Genomic DNA, 17,753 nt, shown 5'->3' with positions numbered 1-17,753 from the left:
GTATTCACCGAAGGGCCTGCTGCAATGACCCTCCCCACGCTGCTTCCCCGTCTGGCGCCACTGGCGCTTGCCCTGATCAGTGCACCGCTGGCTGCGCAGGAGTTCGCGCCGAGCGCCGACACCTCGCCGGCCGCCTGCGCGGCGATCACCACCGACGCGGCCCGACTGGCCTGCTATGACCATTTGTTCGGGCGTACCGCGGAGGCCACCGCTGCCGCCGATGCGGCCGCCGAAGCGGCTGCGCAGGCCCGACGCGAAGAGCGGCAAACCGCCCGCGTGAGCCAGGGCGAGGAGAAGCTGCGCGAGCGGGTCAGCGACCTGTTCCGCCCGGCGACGCCGGACAGCGCGCTGGCCAATGCCGGCCGCGGTTCGCTGCTGGACAGCCGCTGGGAACTGGCCGAGGACTCCAAGCTGGGGCCGTTCCAGCTGCGCGCCTACAAGCCGGTGTACCTGCTGCCCGCATTCTGGACCAGCGATCGCAACACCATGCCGCACTCGCCGAACCCGGCCAACAGCGTGACCACCCCGCAGGTACTGGACAGTGCCGAGCTGAAGTTCCAGATCAGCTTCAAGACCAAGATCGCCGAGAACCTGTTCGGCGACAACGGCGATATCTGGGCCGGCTACACCCAGAGTTCGCGCTGGCAGGCCTACAACAGCGAGGATTCGCGCCCGTTCCGCGAAACCAATTACGAACCGGAAGTGATGATGGTGTTCCGCAACGGCTACTCGATCGGTGGCTGGCGCGGGCGCATGACCGGCATCAGCCTCAACCACCAGTCCAACGGACGAGCCGATCCGCTCTCGCGCAGCTGGAACCGGGTCATGCTCAACATCGGCCTGGATCGCGAGAACTGGGCATTGGTACTGCGCCCGTGGTACCGCATCCCGGAAAGCCGCAGCGAAGACAACAACCCGGACATCGAGGATTACATGGGCCGCGGTGACGCGACCCTGATCTGGAATCGCAACGGGCATGAAGTCTCGCTGATGGCGCGCCATTCGCTGCGCACCGGCAGCCGTTCGCACGGTGCCCTGCAGCTGGACTACGGTTTCCCGATCAGCAACCTGCTGCGTGGCCATGTGCAGATCTTCGACGGCTATGGCGAGAGCATGATCGACTACAACCACAAGGCCACCTATGTGGGCGTGGGCGTGTCACTGCTGGAGTGGTTCTGATGGACGTGACGATCTGGCACAACCCGGCCTGCAGCAACTCGCGCGGCGCACTGAAGCTGATCCGGGACGCAGGCTTCGATCCGGTGGTGGTCGACTACCTTGGCAGCCCGCCCGACACGGCCACGCTGCGCCAGGTACTGGCCGAATCGCGGCTGCGCGCACAGGAACTGATACGCGACAAGGAAGCGCTGTTCGCCGAACTGGGCCTGGAGGGTGCCGACGAAGCCACTCTGCTGGCAGCAATGGCCGAACACCCGCGGTTGATCAACCGCCCCGTGGTACGCACGGCCAAGGGCACGCGGCTGTGCCGCCCACCGGAAACGGTGCTGGAAATCCTGTAACCCGAAAAAAGGGGACGGAGGGAATTAAGTCGTTTGTGCATAAACGACTTAATTCCCTCCGTCCCCTTTTTTGGTTACAGCCAGTCGGTGATGCCTTCGCGGCGGTAGACCTCGGCGAATGCAGGGCGCGCCTTCATCGTTGAGGCGTGCGCCTTGAGCGCCGGCCAGGTATCACTGGGCCTGGGCATGTTGCGTGACCAGCGCATCAGCATCACCAGCATGTAGTCGACCACGCAGGGGGTTGCGCCCAGCAGGTACGGTCCATGCGCCTGCAGGTGGGTGGCCACCTGCTGCCATGCATTTTCCAGGCGCTGGCGCGCCATCCCGCGGCTGGCCTCGATGTTCGACTCGCCCGCCACTTCGTGCGGATAGAACCAGGCACGATAGGCCGGCTGCAGCGTATTGGCACACCAGAACATCCAGCGGTAGGCATCACCGCGCAGCGGGGTACCCAGTGCCGGCAACAGGCCGGCCTCCGGATGGCGGTCGGCCAGGTACAGTGCGATCGCTGCCGCTTCGGTCAGCACCAACCCATCAATCATCAGCGTCGGCACCACGCCGGCAGGATTCAGCGCCAGGTACTGCGCTGATTTGTGCTCGCGCGCGTCGAAATCCAGCAGCACCAGTTCATGCTCGATGCCGAGCTCGATCAGCAGCCAGTGCACCACCAGGGCGGCAGTGCTTGTCGAACCATACAGCGTCGTGCTCATGTGGCGGATCCTGTGCGGACGGATCGGCTGATTATGCGCCTGGCCGATGCCCGATGCTCAGCCGCAGCTGCTCATGCAGGTATCGCGGCGTTCGCCACAGGACATCATCGGCGCGCGCAGCGTGCAGTCATGCGCCTTCAGCTCGCAGGCACGGCGCAGCTCGGGGTTGGCAACGTCCTTGCAACGCCGGTCAGATGCCGGTGCCGCTTGCTGCTCGCAACTGCGCTGCCGGCCGCCGATGGAATCGTCCTGCGCCATGCAGCTGCGGTAGCCTGCCTGGCACTGCATGTGGCATTGCGCCGATGCGGAGAAATCCGCGCCTTCGTACGACGATGGGGTGCGGCAGCCCGCCAGGGCCAGCAGCAACCCCACCACGATGAAACGATGCAAGACCATGGACACGTCCTGTGCAAGGGCATGCCGACAGTAGCAGAGCGACTGCGGCAGGCTGGTCAAGCCTTCCCCAAGCACGGCAACGGCGCCACAAGGGCGCCGTTGCCTGGACCGGAAGCGGGAGGATTACTCCACCACCACCGGAATCTTGCCGATGCGGGCCTGCCATTCGCGCGGGCCGGTCTTGTGCACCGACTCGCCGGTGGAATCGACCGCCACGGTCACCGGCATGTCCTGCACCGTGAACTCGTAGATCGCCTCCATGCCGAGGTCGGCAAAGCCGACGACCTTGGCGGCCTTGATCGCCTTGGACACCAGGTACGCCGAGCCACCGACGGCCATCAGGTAGGCCGACTTGTGCTTCCTGATCGCCTCGATGGCGGCCGGGCCGCGCTCGGCCTTGCCGACCATGCCCAGCAGGCCGGTCTGTGCCAGCACCTGCTCGGTGAACTTGTCCATGCGGGTGGCGGTGGTCGGGCCGGCCGGGCCCACCACTTCGTCACGCACCGGATCGACCGGGCCGACGTAGTAGATGAAGCGGCCCTTCAGATCGACTGGCAGCTCCTCGCCCTTGTTGAGCATGTCGACCATGCGCTTGTGCGCAGCATCGCGGCCGGTCAGCAGCTTGCCGTTGAGCAGCAGGGTCTGGCCCGGCTTCCAGTTGGCCACGTCTTCCGGAGTGATCGTGTCCAGGTCCACGCGGGTGCCCTTGGACGAATCGTAGGTCAGCTTCGGCCAGTCTTCCAGCGACGGCGGGTCCAGCATCACCGGGCCGCTGCCATCCAGGGTGAAGTGCGCATGCCGGGTGGCCGCGCAGTTCGGGATCATCGCCACCGGCAGGTTGGCCGCATGGGTCGGGTAATCGTTGATCTTGATGTCCAGCACGGTGGTCAGGCCGCCCAGCCCCTGCGCACCGATGCCCAGCGCGTTGACTTTCTCGTACAGCTCCAGGCGCAGCTCTTCGATGCGGTTGGAGGCACCACGGGCCTGCAGCTCGGTGATGTCGATCGGCTCCATCAGCGCTTCCTTGGCCAGCAGCATCGCCTTCTCGGCGGTGCCGCCGATGCCGATGCCGAGCATGCCTGGCGGGCACCAGCCGGCGCCCATGGTCGGCACGGTCTTCAGCACCCAGTCGACGATCGAGTCGGACGGGTTGAGCATCGCGAACTTGGTCTTGGCTTCCGAACCGCCGCCCTTGGCGGCGACGATGACGTCGACCGTGTTGCCCGGCACCACCTTGACGTTGACCACGCCCGGGGTGTTGTCGCGGGTGTTGATGCGCTTGCCGGCCGGATCGGCCAGCACCGAGGCACGCAGCTTGTTGTCCGGGTGCATGTAGGCGCGGCGCACGCCTTCATTGGCCATGTCTTCCACGCCCATGGTGGCGTCATCCCAACGCACGTCCATGCCGATTTCCAGGAACACGGTGACGATGCCGGTGTCCTGGCAGATCGGGCGGTGGCCTTCGGCGCACATGCGCGAATTGATCAGGATCTGGGCCATCGCTTCCTTCGCGGCCGGCGACTCCTCGCGCTCGTAGGCGGCGGCAAGGTTCTTGATGTAGTCGACCGGGTGGTAGTACGAGATGTACTGCAGCGCGTCGGCGATGGACTGGATGAGGTCTTCCTGCTTGATCGATGTCACGGCTTGCTCGCTTGCTCGAGGCTGGCGGGGGTAATCCGCCCATTTTACCCCCTCCCCCGGCCGCGGGGTGGTAGTGCCGGCCACTGGCCGGCAAGATCACAGTTCCGTTGTCACGCCGCGCCTGGTTGGCGCGTCCTTGCCCACATGAACGCCGAAACCGCTTTCCAGACCCACCGCCCGCGCCTGATGGCGCTGGCCTACCGCCTGCTTGGCAGCCGTGCCGATGCCGAAGACGTGGTCCAGGATGCCTGGCTGCGCTGGTCAGGGGCCGACCCGGCAGCCGTCCGCGACCCTGAAGCCTGGCTGGTCACGACCACCACCCGGCTCGGCCTGGACCGGCTGCGCGCGGCCAAGCGCGAGCGCGTCCACTACGTTGGTCCGTGGCTGGCCGAGCCGCTGGCGGTCACCCTGGAACCCGACCCGGCACCCGGCCCGGCACAGGTGCATGCGCTGGCCGACGATGTCTCGGTCGCCTTCCTGACCCTGCTCGAACAGCTCGGCCCCGAGGAGCGCGCCGCGTTCCTGCTGAAGGAAGCCTTCGACCACGACTACCGCGACATTGCCGACCTGATCGGCCACAGCGAAGCCAACTGCCGGCAGCTGGTGCACCGTGCCCGGCAACGCCTGCAGGCCGGGCGGCCGCGCTTCAACGCCGATGCCAGCCAGCACCGGCAGCTGCTGGCGCGCTTCATGGATGCCTCGCAGCGCGGCGACAGCGAGGCGATCCAGGCCCTGCTGCATGCCAACGCGCTGCTGGTCTCCGACGGTGGCGGCGTGGTTACCGCGGCGGTCCGCCCCCTGCTGGGCGCCGAGCGCATCGGCCGCCTGTTCTGGGCCATCGCCCGGCGCGGTGCGTCGTATCCGGCACGGTTGGGCTATGTCAACGGCGAGCCGGCGATCCTGCGCTTTCAGGGCGATCACCTGCATTCGGTCACCACCATCGAGGTGGTCGACGGCCATATCGCCAACATCTACAGCGTGCTCAATCCAGAAAAGTTGCCGGCGGTTGTCACGCGCGGCGACAGTGTGGCGTCCTGGTAATGAAAGGCGGCCATGGTGGCCGCCGTGGAGCCCACGATGTCCCATCACACCTCCCCCCGCGTTCCCTACGCCCGCCTGGCCGCAGACGCCTTCAAGGGCCTGCTGGCCACCAGCCAGGCGGTGCATGACAGTTCGATCGACCCGACGTTGATGGAACTGGTGTTCCTGCGCGTGTCGCAGCTCAACGGCTGTGGCTACTGCATGGACATGCACGGCACCACGCTGCGCAAGGGCGGCATCGAGCCGCGCAAGCTGGACACCCTGCCGGCCTGGCACGAAAGCCGCTTCTTCGATGAGCGCGAACGCGCAGCGCTGGGCTGGGCCGAGGCACTGACCCGGCTGACCGACGGTGCGCCGTCGCAGGTGGCGTTCGATGCACTGGCACCGCACTTCGATGAGAAGGGCATCAGTGATCTGAGCATGGGCATTGCAGTGATCAATGCCTGGAACCGCCTGGGTGCCGGCCTGCTGCCGCCGCTGCCCTGATGCTCGACGGGGTCGGATCCCTTTGCCTTGCGAAGGGCTCTGACCCCGGTGCTGGCCGCACGGCTGCACTGACCCCCTCTGCACGTATCGGGCGCGCACAATAAGGGCATGCCTGCTACCCCGACCGCTGGCGCTGCCGCCGCGAAGAAACCCAGCCTGCGCCAGCGCTTCAAGGCGATGCGCAACCTGCCGCCGTTCCTGCGCATGGTGTGGCAGACCAGTCCTGCGCTCACCCTGGCCAGCCTCGGGCTGCGCCTGATCCGTGCGCTGCTGCCGGTGGCGATGCTGTACGTCGGCAAGCTGATCATCGACAGCGCCCTGCACCTGAGCCAGCACGACGCCGGCTTCCCGCCACTGGGCGAAGCCCTGTCCAGCGGCGTGCTCAATCCATTGCTGGGCCTGCTGGCGCTGGAGTTCGGCCTGGCCATCGCCTCGGACCTGCTCGGCCGGCTGGTCAGCTATGCCGACGCCCTGCTTTCCGAACTGTTCGCCAACGTCACCAGCATCCGCCTGATGGAACACGCAGCGACGCTGGACCTGGAGGATTTCGAAGACCCGGACCTGCAGGACAAGCTGGACCGTGCACGGCGCCAGACCATGGGCCGGATGAACCTGATGAGCCAGCTGTTCGGCCAGGTCCAGGACGCGATCACCGTGGCCAGCCTCGCCGTCGGCCTGCTGGTCTACGCCCCGTGGCTGATCCTGCTGCTGGCGCTGGCCCTGGTGCCGGCCTTCATCGGCGAATCGCACTTCAACGCGGCCGGCTACAGCCTCAACTTCCAGTGGACGCCCGAGCGCCGCCAGCTCGACTACCTGCGCCAGTTGGGTGCCAGCGTGGAAACGGCCAAGGAAGTGAAGATCTACAACCTGCACCGCTTCCTGGTGGAGCGCTACCGGCGCCTGTCGGTGGCGCTGTTCCACGCCAACCGTGCCCTGGCCCGGCGCCGCGCGTTCTGGGGCACGCTGCTGGCCGCACTGGGAACGCTGGGTTACTACACCGCCTACGCCTACATCGCGTGGCGCACCGTGCGCGGCGACTTCTCGATCGGCGACCTGACCTTCCTCGCCGGCAGCTTCCTGCGCCTGCGCCAGCTGCTGGAAGGCCTGCTGATCGGGTTCTCGCAGGTGGCCAGCCAGGCGCTGTACCTGGATGACCTGTTCTCGTTCTTCCAGATCCAACCGGAAATCCACTCGCGCGAAGGGGCTGTGCGCGTGCCGCAACCTATCCGCGAGGGCTTCGTGTTCGAGAACGTCGGCTTCCGCTACCCCGATGCCGAGCAATGGGCGGTACGCCATCTGGATTTCCAGCTGCGGGCCGGCGAAGTGCTGGCCCTGGTCGGCGAGAACGGCGCGGGCAAGACCACCCTGGTGAAGCTGCTGGCGCGCCTGTACGAACCGGACGAAGGCCGCATCCTGCTCGATGGCCGCGACCTGCGCGATTACGACCTGGATGACCTGCGCGCCAACCTCGGGGTGATCTTCCAGGACTTCGTGCGCTACAACCTCAGCGCCGGCGAGAACATCGGCGTCGGCCAGGTCGAGGCGATGGACGACCAGGCACGCATCGCCGACGCCGCGCGACGTGGCATGGCCGAGGAAGTGATCGACGAACTGCCCGGGGGCTACAACCAGCAGATCGGCCGCCGCTTCAAGCAGGGCGTGGACCTGTCCGGCGGCCAATGGCAGAAGATCGCCATTGCCCGCGCATGGATGCGCAATGCGCAGGTGATGATCCTGGATGAGCCAACAGCCGCACTGGATGCGCGCAGTGAGTTCGAGGTGTTCCAGCGGTTCAGGGAACTGGCGGATAATCGCACCGCAGTGCTGATTTCCCACCGCTTTTCCTCGGTGCGCATGGCCGACCGCATCCTGGTTCTGGCCGGCGGCCGGATCGAGGCCAGCGGCACCCACGCGCAGCTGATGGCGCAGGGTGGCCGCTATGCGGAGCTGTTCGAGCTGCAGGCGGCGGGTTACCGCTGAGAACGCCTCTCGTTCCGCCCAATGAGAACTTGTCTCATTTGAGATAGAATCCCCCCGACGACTCACGATAGATACGCCCATGTCCTCCGCTTTCGGCGCCGAAACGGTGCTTGAGGTCCGTCACTGGACCGATGCCTACTTCAGCTTCACCCTCACCCGCGACAGTGGTTTCCGCTTCGAGAACGGCCAGTTCGTGATGATCGGCCTGGAAACCGACGCGCGGCCGCTGCTGCGCGCCTATTCGATCGCCAGCGCCAACTGGGAAGAACAGCTGGAGTTCTTCAGCATCAAGGTGCAGGACGGTCCGCTGACCTCGCGCCTGCAGCACATCAAGCCGGGCGACAAGGTACTGGTCGGCAAGAAGCCCACCGGCACCCTGCTGATCAGCGACCTGCACCCCGGCAAGAACCTGTACCTGCTGGGTACCGGTACCGGCCTGGCGCCCTGGCTGTCGGTGATCAAGGACCCGGAGACCTACGAGCGCTTCGAGAAGGTGATCCTCTGCCACGGCGTGCGCTACGAAAAGGATCTGGCCTACCGCGATTACTTCGAGAAGGAACTGCACGAGCACGAGTTCCTCGGCGAGATGATCGGTGACAAGCTGCTGTACTACCCGGCCGTCACCCGTGAGCCGTTCGCCAACCAGGGCCGCCTGACCTCGCTGATGGAAAGCGGCGAGATGCAGCGCACGCTCGGCCTGCCGGAGCTGAGCCCGGAAAACGACCGCGCGATGATCTGTGGCAGCCCGCAGATGCTGGCCGACCTGCGCACCGTGCTTGATGCCCGCGGCTTCCAGGTCTCCCCACGTATCGGCCAACCGGGCCACTACGTGTTCGAGCGCGCCTTCGTCGAGAAATAAACAAAAAGGGGACGGAGGGGATTAAGTCGTTTGTGCCACAAACGACTTAATCCCCTCCGTCCCCTTTTTTCTGCCGATGGTCCGTTACAGCAGGGCTTCGATCGCGCCGCGCAGCTGCTCCGGCCGGGTGGTGGGCGCATGCCGCGACACCACCTGCCCCTGGCGATCGACCAGGAACTTGCTGAAATTCCATTTGATGCGGGCGCTGCCGAGCACGCCACGCTTCTCGCGTGCGAGCCACGCCCACAGCGGGTCGGCACCATCGCCGTTGACCTCGATCTTCTCCGACAGCGGAAAGCTGACCGGATAGTCCAGCGAACAGAACTGGCGGATCTGTGCGGCATCGCCGGGTTCCTGCGCGCCGAACTGGTTGCATGGGAAGCCGACCACCACCAGGCCGCGCTCACGGTAGTCCTGCCACAGCTGTTCCAGCCCGGTGTACTGCGGGGTGAAGCCACAGCGGCTGGCCACATTGACCAGCAGCAAGGGGTGGCCCTGGTAGCGGGCCAGCGCCTGCGGCTGGCCGTCAAGGTCACGGAAGCTGAAATCGTAGGCAGTGGTCATGATGGCGGGCCGTGGGCGGTGAATGCATGGTACCCGCGCAGCCATCCATGGGGGGGCTGCCGGCATGCCTTTTGACACAAGTGCGGGCGCGTCCGGCCGGGTTACCCTCGGGACCTTGTTTGCCTTACCGGAGTTCCTACCTTGACCACTCGCCTTGCCCTTGCCGTGGCCATGACCCTCGGCCTTGCCCTGCCCGCCTACTCGGCCGGCGCCGCCACCCCGGCTGCCAGCACCGCCGCCCAGCAGGCCAACCCGTTCTTCGCCGAAAGCCCGCTGCCGCTGCACTTCCCGCAGTTCGACAAGATCAAGGACAGCGATTTCGCCCCGGCCTTCGACGCCGGCATGGCGCAGCAGCTGAAGGAAGTGGAGGCGATCGCCAACAACAAGGCCAAGCCGACCTTCGACAACACCATCATCGCGCTGGAGAAGAGCGGTGATGTCCTCGACCGCGCGACCACCGTGTTCTTCAGCCTGGTCGGCGCCGACACCAACGACACCCGCAAGAAGCTGCAGGCCGACTACTCGGCGAAGTTCGCCGCGCACAGCGATGCGATCGCGCTGAACGGCAAGCTGTTCGCCCGCATCCAGGCGCTGTACGACACCCGCAACCAGCTGGGCCTGGACGCCGAAGGCGTGCGCCTGGTCGAGAAGTACTACGACAACTACGTGCGCGCCGGCGCCAAGCTGTCCGAGGCCGACAAGGCCAAGCTGAAGGGCATGAATGCCGAGCTGGCCAACCTGGGCACCAAGTTCAGCCAGAACGTGCAGTCGGAAGTGAACGCTTCGGCGATCACCGTCGACGACGTCAAGGAGCTGGACGGCCTGTCCAAGGAGCAGATCGCAGCCGCCGCCGAAGCCGCCAAGGCCCGCGGCCAGGACGGCAAGTACGTGATCACCCTGCTCAACACCACCGGCCAGCCGCCGCTGACCAACCTGGCCAACCGTGCCCTGCGCCAGAAGATCTACGAAGCCTCGACCACCCGCGGCAGCCGCGGCGGTGAGTTCGACAACACCGCGCTGGTCTCGCGCATCATGCAGCTGCGCGCCGACAAGGCCAAGCTGATGGGCTTCCCGAACTTCGCCGCCTACAACCTGACCAACCAGACCGCCAAGACCCCGGAAGCGGTCAACGCGATGCTGGGCAAGCTGGCCCCGGCCGCGGTGGCCAACGCCAAGCGCGAAGCCGCCGACCTGCAGGCGATGATCGACAAGGAACAGAAGGCCGCACGCAAGCCGACCTTCCAGCTGGAACCGTGGGACTGGGCCTTCTACAGCGAGAAGGTGCGCCAGGCCAAGTACAACTTCGACGAGTCGCAGCTGAAGCCGTACTTCGAAATGAAGAACGTGCTGGAGAACGGCGTGTTCTACGCCGCCGGCCAGGAGTTCGGCCTGACCTTCAAGCAGCGCACCGACCTGCCGGTCTACCACGATGACGTCACCGTCTACGACGTGTTCGACGCCGACGGCAGCCAGCTGGCGATCTTCATCTTCGACCCGTATGCACGCGCCTCCAAGCGCGGTGGTGCGTGGATGAACTCCTACGTCTCGCAGTCCAAGCTGACCGGCTTCAAGCCGGTGGTCGCCAACCACCTGAACATCCCGAAGCCGCCGGCCGGCCAGCCGACCCTGCTGACCTGGGATGAGGTGAACACCACCTTCCACGAGTTCGGCCATGCCCTGCACGGCATGTTCTCCAACGTGAAGTACCCGTACTTCTCGGGCACGTCGGTGCCGCGTGACTTCGTCGAGTTCCCCTCGCAGGTCAACGAGATGTGGTCGGACAACCCGGTCATCCTGAAGAACTACGCCAAGCACTACCAGAATGGTTCGGCGATGCCGCAGGCCCTGCTGGACAAGGTGCTGGCGGCGGCCAAGTTCAACCAGGGCTTCGCCACCACCGAATACCTGGGTGCGGCGATGCTGGACCAGAACTGGCACCAGATCGGCCCGGACCAGGTGCCGGCGGCCAAGGACGTGATGGCCTTCGAGCGCGCCGCGCTGGAGAAGGACGGCATCTACTACGCGCCGGTTCCGCCGCGTTACAGGACCCCGTACTTCAGCCACATCATGGGCGGCTACTCGGCCGGCTACTACGCCTACATCTGGTCGGAAGTGCTCGACGCCAACACCCAGAAGTGGTTCAAGGACAACGGCGGCCTGAGCCGCAAGAACGGCGACCACTTCCGCGCCACCCTGCTGTCCAAGGGCGGCAGCGTCGATGCGATGCAGCTGTTCCGCGATTTCGCCGGCCACGAGCCGCAGATCGAACCGCTGCTGGAAAAGCGTGGCCTGACCGGCGCCGGCAACTGATCGCCCGCGCAGTCGCCTGAAACGAAAACCGCCCGGGAGACCGGGCGGTTTTTTTTGGCTGGGGTCAGATCCCTTTCCATGGTCTGACCCTGGGGTCGGATCCCTTTCCATCGGAAAGGGCTCTGACCCCATCCACGCACTGGAATGCCGACTCAACGCGGCGCCACGTACCCGCCCGGCACGCCTTCCGGCGACAACACCAGCTGCCACAGCTGCGCGTGGCGGCAACGGAAGGTGGCCATCGACCCGGCCAGGTAGAAACGCCACATGCGGCGGAAATGCTCGTCGTAGCCCGCGTCCAGCTGTGGCCACGCCGCTTCCACGTTGCGTCGCCAGGCCTGCAGGGTCAGGTCGTAGTCGGTGCCGAAGTTGTGCCAGTCCTCCAGCACGAAACGGCCTTCGAACGCCCTGGTGATCTGCACCGCCGACGGCAGCATCGAGTTGGGGAAGATGTAGCGCGCAATCCATGGATCGGTGCGATGCCGCGAGATGTTGGTACCGATGCTGTGCAGCAGCAGCAGGCCACGCGGCGACAGGCAACGTTTGGCCACCTCGAAGAAACTGGCGTAGTTCTTGTCACCGACGTGCTCGAACATGCCGATCGAGAAGATCGCATCGAACGGTTCGTCCAGCTCACGGTAGTCCTGCAGGCGGATCTCGATCGGCAGGCCCGCGCACAGGTTCCGCGCGAACTCGGCCTGCTCCTGCGAAATGGTCACGCCGACGCCGCTGACACCGTAGCGCTCAGCGGCGAACTTCAGGGCTTCGCCCCAACCGCAGCCGATGTCCAGCACGCGCTGGCCCGGGCGCAGGCCCAGCTTGCGGCAGACCAGGTCGAGCTTGGCTTCCTGTGCGGCGTCGAGGTCATCGGCGTTGCGCCAGTAGCCGCAACTGTAGACCAGGCGCTGGCCGAGCATGGCCTGGTAGAGATCGTTGCCGAGGTCGTAATGGCGGCGACCGACTTCGTAGCTGCCCTGCCCCGCCTGCAGGTTGAACAGGCGCGCCTTCAGCGCATCGGCCACTTCGCGCCAGCCATGCACCCGTTCATCCAGATGCGCCTGCATCAGGTGGACGAGGAATTCATCCAGGACGTTGGCATCCCACCAGCCCTCCATGTAGCTCTCGCCCAGGCCGAGCGAACCGTGGCCCATGACCCGCGCGAAAAAGCGCGGGTCATGCACCTGGATGTCCTGTGGCTGGGTGCCGCCGATGCGGACCCCGGCTTCGTGGAGCAGGCCGGCGACCCGCTCCTGCAACCCTGTATCCACGCCACCTCCTCGACTGCGGTCAACCGCGTGCGAACAGTTCCACGTAGTCCTTGGCCACGTGCGGCAACAGCACCGCCGCCGGTACATCGGCAGTCTGGGTGCCGTCCGAGTATGGTCCCACCTGGTACGGCGGGAAAACAAAGCGCAGCGCGGTGATCTGCCCCTTGTCATCGGTCAGCGGCTGGAACTGGCTGAAATTGTCGGCCTGCGGGCCGGTCCCGTCGGCGATCATGCGCGATGCGTTGCGCAGCGATTCCTGCAGCTGGGCCGGGTCCATGTCCTCGCCACTGAGGCGCGTGGCCACGCGTTCGCGCAGCTGGTCGGCGACGAAATCACTGATCGCCTTCCAGCCCTTGGCATCGGCCACCAGCTTTTCGGCGCTGAGCATCTGCTGATGCTGCGGCAGCCATACGAAGCGCGCCACCAGCGGTTCGCCGTGGGCGCCACCGGTATAGCGGCTGCCATCGGCACTGACCACCACCAGCTGCGGCGTTTCCAGCAGCTTCTCGAAGCTCAGCGACAGCTCGTAGGGCATGGTCGGCTTGTCGTTGCCGAGTCCGTCCAGCGCCTGTTGCAGGTCACTGCGCGCACTCGTCGCATAGCTCTGCAGCGCGCGGGCCAGGCCCGGATAACGGTCGATGCCGGCCGGGTAGCTGATGCCCACCACCTCACGCTCGTTGTTCTCGATCACGTCGCGCAGGTCCAGCGGCGCTTCCGTGGCCGGCGTTTCGCCTGCAGCCGTCGCCTCGGCGGCGGGCGCCGCGTCGGCCGCCGGTGCCGGCTCGCTTTCACGCTGGCAACCGGCCAGCAACAGCACGCCCACCACACCGGCCAGCACGCTGCCGCGCAGTGGCCGGTTGTTTCCAATCTTCATCGGGATCCCCTGTTCATGTTTGTATATCATCGCCTGCCATGGCTGAAGCGTGGCCCGCCAGCATTCAGCCCACGAGCAGGTCGTGGTACTCCTCGTGCCGCTGCAGGAAGGCCTCGGCGTAGGAACACGCCGGCACGACCTTGTACTTCTGCTCGCGGGCAAAACGCAGTGCCACACGGGTCAGCTCACCCGCGATGCCACGGCCGGCGATCGGCTCGGGCACCTCGGTGTGGGTGATGACCATGCGCTTGCGCTTGATCTGGTAGTCCAGCACCGCCAGCTGTCCTCGCACACGGGCAGTGAAGCGATGGTTGGCCTGGTCGTGTTCGACCTCATAGGCCAGACCGGGGGGCGTGACCGAAGCCATGGAACTGTCTCCTGCGGCGACTGCGTGGATGGTGCGCAGCCGGGCGCCATGATCGCGTGAAGCCTGAACAGGGGCAAGTCCAGTCCATTCACGTCAGTTTTCGCCCCTCAAGCTGGAGGGCGCGCGGCCGCTATCGCCTGTGGAGGGGTACGGCCAGGCTGGCACGACCCTTGCGACCGTTGACCATGCGCACCACCGTGGAGGCTCCCATGCACGCCAGCAATTCCCATTCCGATACCGACCGCGCCCTGCTGGAGGGCCTGCTGCAACTGGCGGTGGAAGGGCAGACCGAGGATCAGGATTTCCAGCGCATCGGCGAAGAAGTGTTCGCCCGCCTGCTGGATACCTACGGCCAGCAGACCGCGGCCTGACCCGGCCGGGGCGGATCGGGCCCGATCCGCCCCGCGACCCGCATCAACCGCCGCCGAGGCGGAAGGTCGGGTTGGAGAGTTCGCGCAGGAAGTGGTTGAAGATGCTCGGCTGCATGGCCAGCATGAAGATCACGCCAAACGCCGCGCCTGCCAGGTGCGCGCTGTGGTTGATGCGGTCGCCGCCGCGCTTGTCCATCCAGATGCTGTAGCCGACGTAGAACGCGGCGTAGATGATCGCTGGTGCCGGGATGAAGAACACCAGGATGATCGACCACGGCTTGATCAGGATGAAGGCGAACAGCACCGCCGACACCGCCCCGGACGCCCCGAGGCTGAGGTAGTTCGGGTTCTTCTGGTTCTTCAGGTAGCTGGGCAGGATCGAGACCAGCAGCGCACCGATGTAGAACGCCGGGTAGGTCAGGTAGCTGCCGGTCAGCTGCACCATCACGCTCTCGATGAATCCCCCGAAGAAGAACAGGGTGATCATGTTGAAGATCAGGTGCGACCAGTCGGCGTGGATGAAGCCATAGGTCACCAGCCGGTCGTACTGGCGGTGACGGTCGACGGCCGGCGGCCACAGGATCAGGCGGTCGGCCAGCTTGCGGTTGTTGAACGCCATCCACGACAGGATGGCGGTGATGGCGATCAACAGCAGATTGACGGGGGTCATGTCAGGCTCAGGCGCTACGGTAGTTGTCGACCATACGATAGCGTTTCGCATACCAACCGAAGGCCAACGCCGCGACGAAGGCGAAGCCGGCGAAGAAGAACATCAGGAACGCCGCCTCGCTCAGGCCCGTGCCGGCGATCTGGTGGGTGACGGCGTCGTTGCGCACGGCGGCGTTGGACAGCAGGACCCACAGGTTGCCGATGGTGGTGGTCAGGTTCCAGAAGCTCATCACCACGCCCTTCATCGCCTGCGGCGCCTGGCTGTAGGCGAACTCCAGGCCAGTGGCCGAGACCAGCACCTCGCCGAAGGTCAGCAGTGCGTACGGCAGCATCTGCCAGAAGATCGACATGGCGTTGCCGCCGTCCATCACCACCTGGATGCCGCCGACCACGATCCAGGCCAGGCCACTGAAGGCGATGCCGGCGGTCATGCGGCGCAGCGCGGTCGGCTCGAAGCCGAAGCGGCGCAGGGCCGGGTACAGCACCAGGTTGTTGAACGGAATCAGGATCATCACCAGCAGCGGGTTCAGCGCCTGCATCTGCGAGGCGGTGAACCAGCTCGGCATCTGCATCTGCTGGCCCTGCAGGACCCAGGTCGAGGCCTTCTGGTCGAACAGCGAGAAGAACGGCGTGGTGAGCGCGAAGATCACCAGCACGCGCAGCACCGAGCGCACGCCTTCCACGGCTTCGACCGGATGCTGGCCACGGGCACGGTCCAGCTGCAACCAGGTACCGCCACCGATGCCGGCGAGGATGGCCACCAGCGCCAGGCACAGGCAGATCACGATGCCCAGCGAGCCGACCAGGCCGAACGAGGCCACCGCCAGCACCAGGCCGAGCACGGCGATCACCAGGCCCGGACGGCCCTGGCCGGCCACGCGCGCGGTCAGCGCGGTGCGTACCACGTTGGCGAACGAATGCGGATCCTTCGGCGGCAGCGGCACCAGCACGTAGCGCTTGCGACCCAGCCAGAACACGAAGGTAGCGATGAACATCAGGATGCCCGGGATACCGAACGCCCACTGCGGGCCCCAGTTCTTCAGCACCAGCGGGATCAGCAGCGAGGCAAACAGCGAGCCGAAGTTGATGATCCAGTAGAAGGCGTCGAAGACGATCTTGGCCAGGTGCTTGTTGCTCTGGTCGAACTGGTCACCCATGAACGAGGCCACCAGCGGCTTGATGCCACCGGCACCGAGCGCGATCAGGCCCAGGCCGAGGAAGAAGCCCTCGCGGCTGTTCTCGAACAGCGCCAGGCACAGGTGGCCGGCGCAGTAGACCAGGCTGAACCAGAGGATGGTGTGGTACTTGCCGAAGAACTTGTCGGCCAGCCAGCCACCGAGCAGCGGGAAGAAATACACGCCGATCATGAAGCTGTGCATGATGTCCTTGGCTTCACCGGCACGGCCTTCCGCAGTGATTTCCTGCAGCAGCAGCGAGGTGATCAGGAACTGCACCAGGATGTTGCGCATCCCGTAGAAACTGAACCGTTCGCAGGCCTCATTGCCGATGATGTACGGAATCTGGCGCGGCATCTTTCCTTGGCCGGCGATGGGGGCGACTGCGTCGTGGCTCATCCTGTAAGGCATTCCTGCAAAGCGAAAGGCGCAAGGTTACCGGAACAGGGGCTTGCGAAGCACGCTGCAGGGCTGCATGACAACGGTGCCAATCCATGGCAGGCCATCCTGGCCCTGCCGGAAGTCACGGCACCTGCACGACAAAAGCGTAAACTTATCGTTATGCGCCCCCTCGCTCACGCCCGCCTCCTGCTCAGCTGTCTCGTGCTGCTGCTGGCGTTGCCGGCACAGGCACGCACGCAGGCGCCGGCCACCGCTGCCAGTGACAGCGAGCCCCGGCAGCTGACCGTGGCCGCGCTGGAGCTGCCCAGCCGCGATGACGTGCAGTGGAAGCAGCGCCGCGAGCAGGTCGCACAACTGCTGACCGAGCTGCAGCCGGACGTGATCTCGGTGCAGCAGGTGCTGCAGCAGCAGGGCCGCAACCCGGCCTGCTGGCTGGCCAGCCGGCTGCGCTACAGCTGCGATTTCGTCACCGCCGACCCGCCCAGCCAGCCACTGCGGCATGGCAATGCCATGCTGACCCGGCTGCCGGTCAGCGAGGACGGCGTGACCCTGCTGCATCCTCCCGGCACCTTCAGTGCGGCCGGCATGATGCGGCTGAAGCTGGGCGAGGCGCTGGTCAACATCTATGTGGCGCGGCTGCGCCCGGACCCGGACGAGGCGACCGCCCGCCAGCACCAGACCAGCGACCTGATGACCTGGATCGGCGCCACCGCCGAAGGCATGCCCAGCCTGATTGCCGGCGATTTCTCGGCCAACACGGTGGAACTGGTGCGCAGCACCCCCGGATTCCAGCCGGCCCGGCGCAATCCCGGCGGCCGCGCCGAGGCACCTGCAGCCAGTGGTGGGGGCAGCAGCGGCCATGGCCTGGACGTGCTGTTCCAGGTCAAGCACTTCGGCGGCATCCGCCAGCAGCCGGTCCTGCTGCCGGCCGACGGCGACCTGCCCGGGCTGCGCCTGGGCGTGATGGCGACCCTGCGTCTGCAGGGCATCCCGGCGTCGGCCGAATAATCCCGCACTTTCCCGCCGAGCGCCCATACGCTCCCGTGCCGACCAAGGCCGGCACCTACCGGAAAGCACACCGTCCGCAAACAAAAAGGCCGGGGACTCCCCCGGCCTTTTC

The 17,753-nt window shown here is 66.0% G+C and carries 18 protein-coding genes; 9 read left to right on the top strand and 9 right to left on the bottom strand.

Going from position 1 to position 17,753, the window contains the following annotated elements; all coding sequences use genetic code 11:
* Positions 1–24: 24 nt before the first annotated feature.
* Positions 25–1,179 carry a phospholipase A gene (locus B9Y64_RS10900; RefSeq protein ID WP_100440662.1) on the top strand — a complete coding sequence of 385 codons (1,155 nt, stop codon included), beginning with the start codon at positions 25–27 and terminating at the stop codon, positions 1,177–1,179.
* Entirely contained in the window at positions 1,179–1,520 is a 342-nt protein-coding gene (arsC, locus tag B9Y64_RS10895; RefSeq protein WP_100440661.1) for an arsenate reductase (glutaredoxin), read from the top strand. The genes B9Y64_RS10900 and arsC overlap by 1 nt, the downstream gene beginning before the upstream one ends.
* Positions 1,521–1,594: 74 nt before the next feature.
* Here arsC and B9Y64_RS10890 read toward each other — a convergent pair whose 3' ends face one another.
* The 3 genes from B9Y64_RS10890 to B9Y64_RS10880 all read right to left on the bottom strand — a co-directional run bounded on the left by B9Y64_RS10890 (position 1,595) and on the right by B9Y64_RS10880 (position 4,267).
* Positions 1,595–2,230, bottom strand: coding sequence for a glutathione S-transferase family protein (locus B9Y64_RS10890; RefSeq protein WP_100440660.1), 636 nt, complete (start codon positions 2,228–2,230; stop codon positions 1,595–1,597).
* Positions 2,231–2,287: 57 nt separating this feature from the next.
* Positions 2,288–2,626, bottom strand: coding sequence for a hypothetical protein (locus B9Y64_RS10885; protein WP_100440659.1), 339 nt, complete (start codon positions 2,624–2,626; stop codon positions 2,288–2,290).
* A gap of 123 nt (positions 2,627–2,749) precedes the next feature.
* A complete protein-coding gene (locus tag B9Y64_RS10880) occupies positions 2,750–4,267 on the bottom strand; it encodes a fumarate hydratase (RefSeq protein WP_100440658.1) in 1,518 nt (505 codons plus the stop codon).
* A gap of 144 nt (positions 4,268–4,411) precedes the next feature.
* On the opposite strand from B9Y64_RS10880, the gene B9Y64_RS10875 reads away from it, so the two are divergent.
* From B9Y64_RS10875 to B9Y64_RS10860, 4 genes are all read left to right on the top strand, one after another.
* Positions 4,412–5,308, top strand: a complete 897-nt coding sequence (locus tag B9Y64_RS10875) for an RNA polymerase sigma-70 factor (RefSeq protein WP_100440657.1) — start codon at positions 4,412–4,414, stop codon at positions 5,306–5,308.
* Positions 5,309–5,344: 36 nt separating this feature from the next.
* On the top strand, positions 5,345–5,794 hold the full coding sequence (locus B9Y64_RS10870; RefSeq protein ID WP_100440714.1) for a carboxymuconolactone decarboxylase family protein: 450 nt from the start codon (positions 5,345–5,347) through the stop codon (positions 5,792–5,794).
* A gap of 108 nt (positions 5,795–5,902) precedes the next feature.
* Positions 5,903–7,774, top strand: coding sequence for an ABC transporter ATP-binding protein (locus B9Y64_RS10865; RefSeq protein ID WP_100440656.1), 1,872 nt, complete (start codon positions 5,903–5,905; stop codon positions 7,772–7,774).
* A gap of 79 nt (positions 7,775–7,853) precedes the next feature.
* Positions 7,854–8,633 carry a ferredoxin--NADP reductase gene (locus tag B9Y64_RS10860; protein WP_100440655.1) on the top strand — a complete coding sequence of 260 codons (780 nt, stop codon included), beginning with the start codon at positions 7,854–7,856 and terminating at the stop codon, positions 8,631–8,633.
* A gap of 84 nt (positions 8,634–8,717) precedes the next feature.
* Here the strand turns inward: B9Y64_RS10860 and B9Y64_RS10855 are convergent, their stop codons facing one another.
* On the bottom strand, positions 8,718–9,197 hold the full coding sequence (locus B9Y64_RS10855) for a glutathione peroxidase (protein ID WP_100440654.1): 480 nt from the start codon (positions 9,195–9,197) through the stop codon (positions 8,718–8,720).
* A 141-nt stretch (positions 9,198–9,338) separates the two neighbouring features.
* Here B9Y64_RS10855 and B9Y64_RS10850 point away from each other — a divergent pair, with 141 nt between their 5' ends.
* The gene (locus tag B9Y64_RS10850; protein ID WP_100440653.1) at positions 9,339–11,507 is read left to right on the top strand and encodes a M3 family metallopeptidase; all 2,169 of its coding nucleotides are present in this window, start codon (positions 9,339–9,341) and stop codon (positions 11,505–11,507) included.
* A gap of 152 nt (positions 11,508–11,659) precedes the next feature.
* Here B9Y64_RS10850 and cfa read toward each other — a convergent pair whose 3' ends face one another.
* Genes cfa through B9Y64_RS10835 form a run of 3 tightly spaced genes read right to left on the bottom strand, consistent with a single transcriptional unit; the run spans position 11,660 to position 14,016 of the window.
* Positions 11,660–12,775, bottom strand: a complete 1,116-nt coding sequence (gene cfa, locus B9Y64_RS10845; protein WP_100440652.1) for a cyclopropane fatty acyl phospholipid synthase — start codon at positions 12,773–12,775, stop codon at positions 11,660–11,662.
* Positions 12,776–12,794: 19 nt separating this feature from the next.
* Entirely contained in the window at positions 12,795–13,676 is an 882-nt protein-coding gene (locus tag B9Y64_RS10840) for a DUF3298 and DUF4163 domain-containing protein (RefSeq protein WP_100440713.1), read from the bottom strand.
* Positions 13,677–13,713: 37 nt separating this feature from the next.
* The gene (locus B9Y64_RS10835) at positions 13,714–14,016 is read right to left on the bottom strand and encodes a GNAT family N-acetyltransferase (RefSeq protein ID WP_100440651.1); all 303 of its coding nucleotides are present in this window, start codon (positions 14,014–14,016) and stop codon (positions 13,714–13,716) included.
* A 209-nt stretch (positions 14,017–14,225) separates the two neighbouring features.
* On the opposite strand from B9Y64_RS10835, the gene B9Y64_RS22145 reads away from it, so the two are divergent.
* Positions 14,226–14,387, top strand: coding sequence for a hypothetical protein (locus B9Y64_RS22145; RefSeq protein WP_014037806.1), 162 nt, complete (start codon positions 14,226–14,228; stop codon positions 14,385–14,387).
* A 43-nt stretch (positions 14,388–14,430) separates the two neighbouring features.
* Here B9Y64_RS22145 and B9Y64_RS10825 read toward each other — a convergent pair whose 3' ends face one another.
* Together B9Y64_RS10825 and B9Y64_RS10820 are read right to left on the bottom strand one after the other, a co-directional pair.
* On the bottom strand, positions 14,431–15,057 hold the full coding sequence (locus tag B9Y64_RS10825) for a rhomboid family intramembrane serine protease (RefSeq protein WP_049417227.1): 627 nt from the start codon (positions 15,055–15,057) through the stop codon (positions 14,431–14,433).
* 7 nt (positions 15,058–15,064) lie between these two features.
* Positions 15,065–16,630 (bottom strand): oligopeptide:H+ symporter, encoded by a 1,566-nt coding sequence (locus B9Y64_RS10820; RefSeq protein WP_100440650.1) that lies wholly within the window; start codon positions 16,628–16,630, stop codon positions 15,065–15,067.
* Between the two features lie 162 nt (positions 16,631–16,792).
* On the opposite strand from B9Y64_RS10820, the gene B9Y64_RS10815 reads away from it, so the two are divergent.
* Positions 16,793–17,641: an endonuclease/exonuclease/phosphatase family protein gene (locus tag B9Y64_RS10815; protein WP_100440649.1), complete on the top strand. Its 849-nt coding sequence runs from the start codon at positions 16,793–16,795 to the stop codon at positions 17,639–17,641.
* The last annotated feature ends 112 nt before the right edge of the window (positions 17,642–17,753 follow it).

The organism is Stenotrophomonas maltophilia, assembly GCF_002799245.1.
In the GTDB taxonomy this organism is placed as follows: Bacteria; Pseudomonadota; Gammaproteobacteria; order Xanthomonadales; family Xanthomonadaceae; genus Stenotrophomonas; species Stenotrophomonas maltophilia_S.
This window is presented reverse-complemented; position numbering and strand designations above follow the sequence as displayed.

Coding starts and splice junctions, on each gene's coding strand:
- B9Y64_RS10900 (WP_100440662.1), top strand. CDS start 25: ATGACCCTCCCCACGCTGCTTCCCCGTCTGGCGCCACTGGCGCTTGCC.
- arsC (WP_100440661.1), top strand. CDS start 1,179: ATGGACGTGACGATCTGGCACAACCCGGCCTGCAGCAACTCGCGCGGC.
- B9Y64_RS10890 (WP_100440660.1), bottom strand. CDS start 2,230: ATGAGCACGACGCTGTATGGTTCGACAAGCACTGCCGCCCTGGTGGTG.
- B9Y64_RS10885 (WP_100440659.1), bottom strand. CDS start 2,626: ATGGTCTTGCATCGTTTCATCGTGGTGGGGTTGCTGCTGGCCCTGGCG.
- B9Y64_RS10875 (WP_100440657.1), top strand. CDS start 4,412: ATGAACGCCGAAACCGCTTTCCAGACCCACCGCCCGCGCCTGATGGCG.
- B9Y64_RS10870 (WP_100440714.1), top strand. CDS start 5,345: ATGTCCCATCACACCTCCCCCCGCGTTCCCTACGCCCGCCTGGCCGCA.
- B9Y64_RS10865 (WP_100440656.1), top strand. CDS start 5,903: ATGCCTGCTACCCCGACCGCTGGCGCTGCCGCCGCGAAGAAACCCAGC.
- B9Y64_RS10860 (WP_100440655.1), top strand. CDS start 7,854: ATGTCCTCCGCTTTCGGCGCCGAAACGGTGCTTGAGGTCCGTCACTGG.
- B9Y64_RS10855 (WP_100440654.1), bottom strand. CDS start 9,197: ATGACCACTGCCTACGATTTCAGCTTCCGTGACCTTGACGGCCAGCCG.
- B9Y64_RS10835 (WP_100440651.1), bottom strand. CDS start 14,016: ATGGCTTCGGTCACGCCCCCCGGTCTGGCCTATGAGGTCGAACACGAC.
- B9Y64_RS22145 (WP_014037806.1), top strand. CDS start 14,226: ATGCACGCCAGCAATTCCCATTCCGATACCGACCGCGCCCTGCTGGAG.
- B9Y64_RS10825 (WP_049417227.1), bottom strand. CDS start 15,057: ATGACCCCCGTCAATCTGCTGTTGATCGCCATCACCGCCATCCTGTCG.
- B9Y64_RS10820 (WP_100440650.1), bottom strand. CDS start 16,630: ATGAGCCACGACGCAGTCGCCCCCATCGCCGGCCAAGGAAAGATGCCG.
- B9Y64_RS10815 (WP_100440649.1), top strand. CDS start 16,793: ATGCGCCCCCTCGCTCACGCCCGCCTCCTGCTCAGCTGTCTCGTGCTG.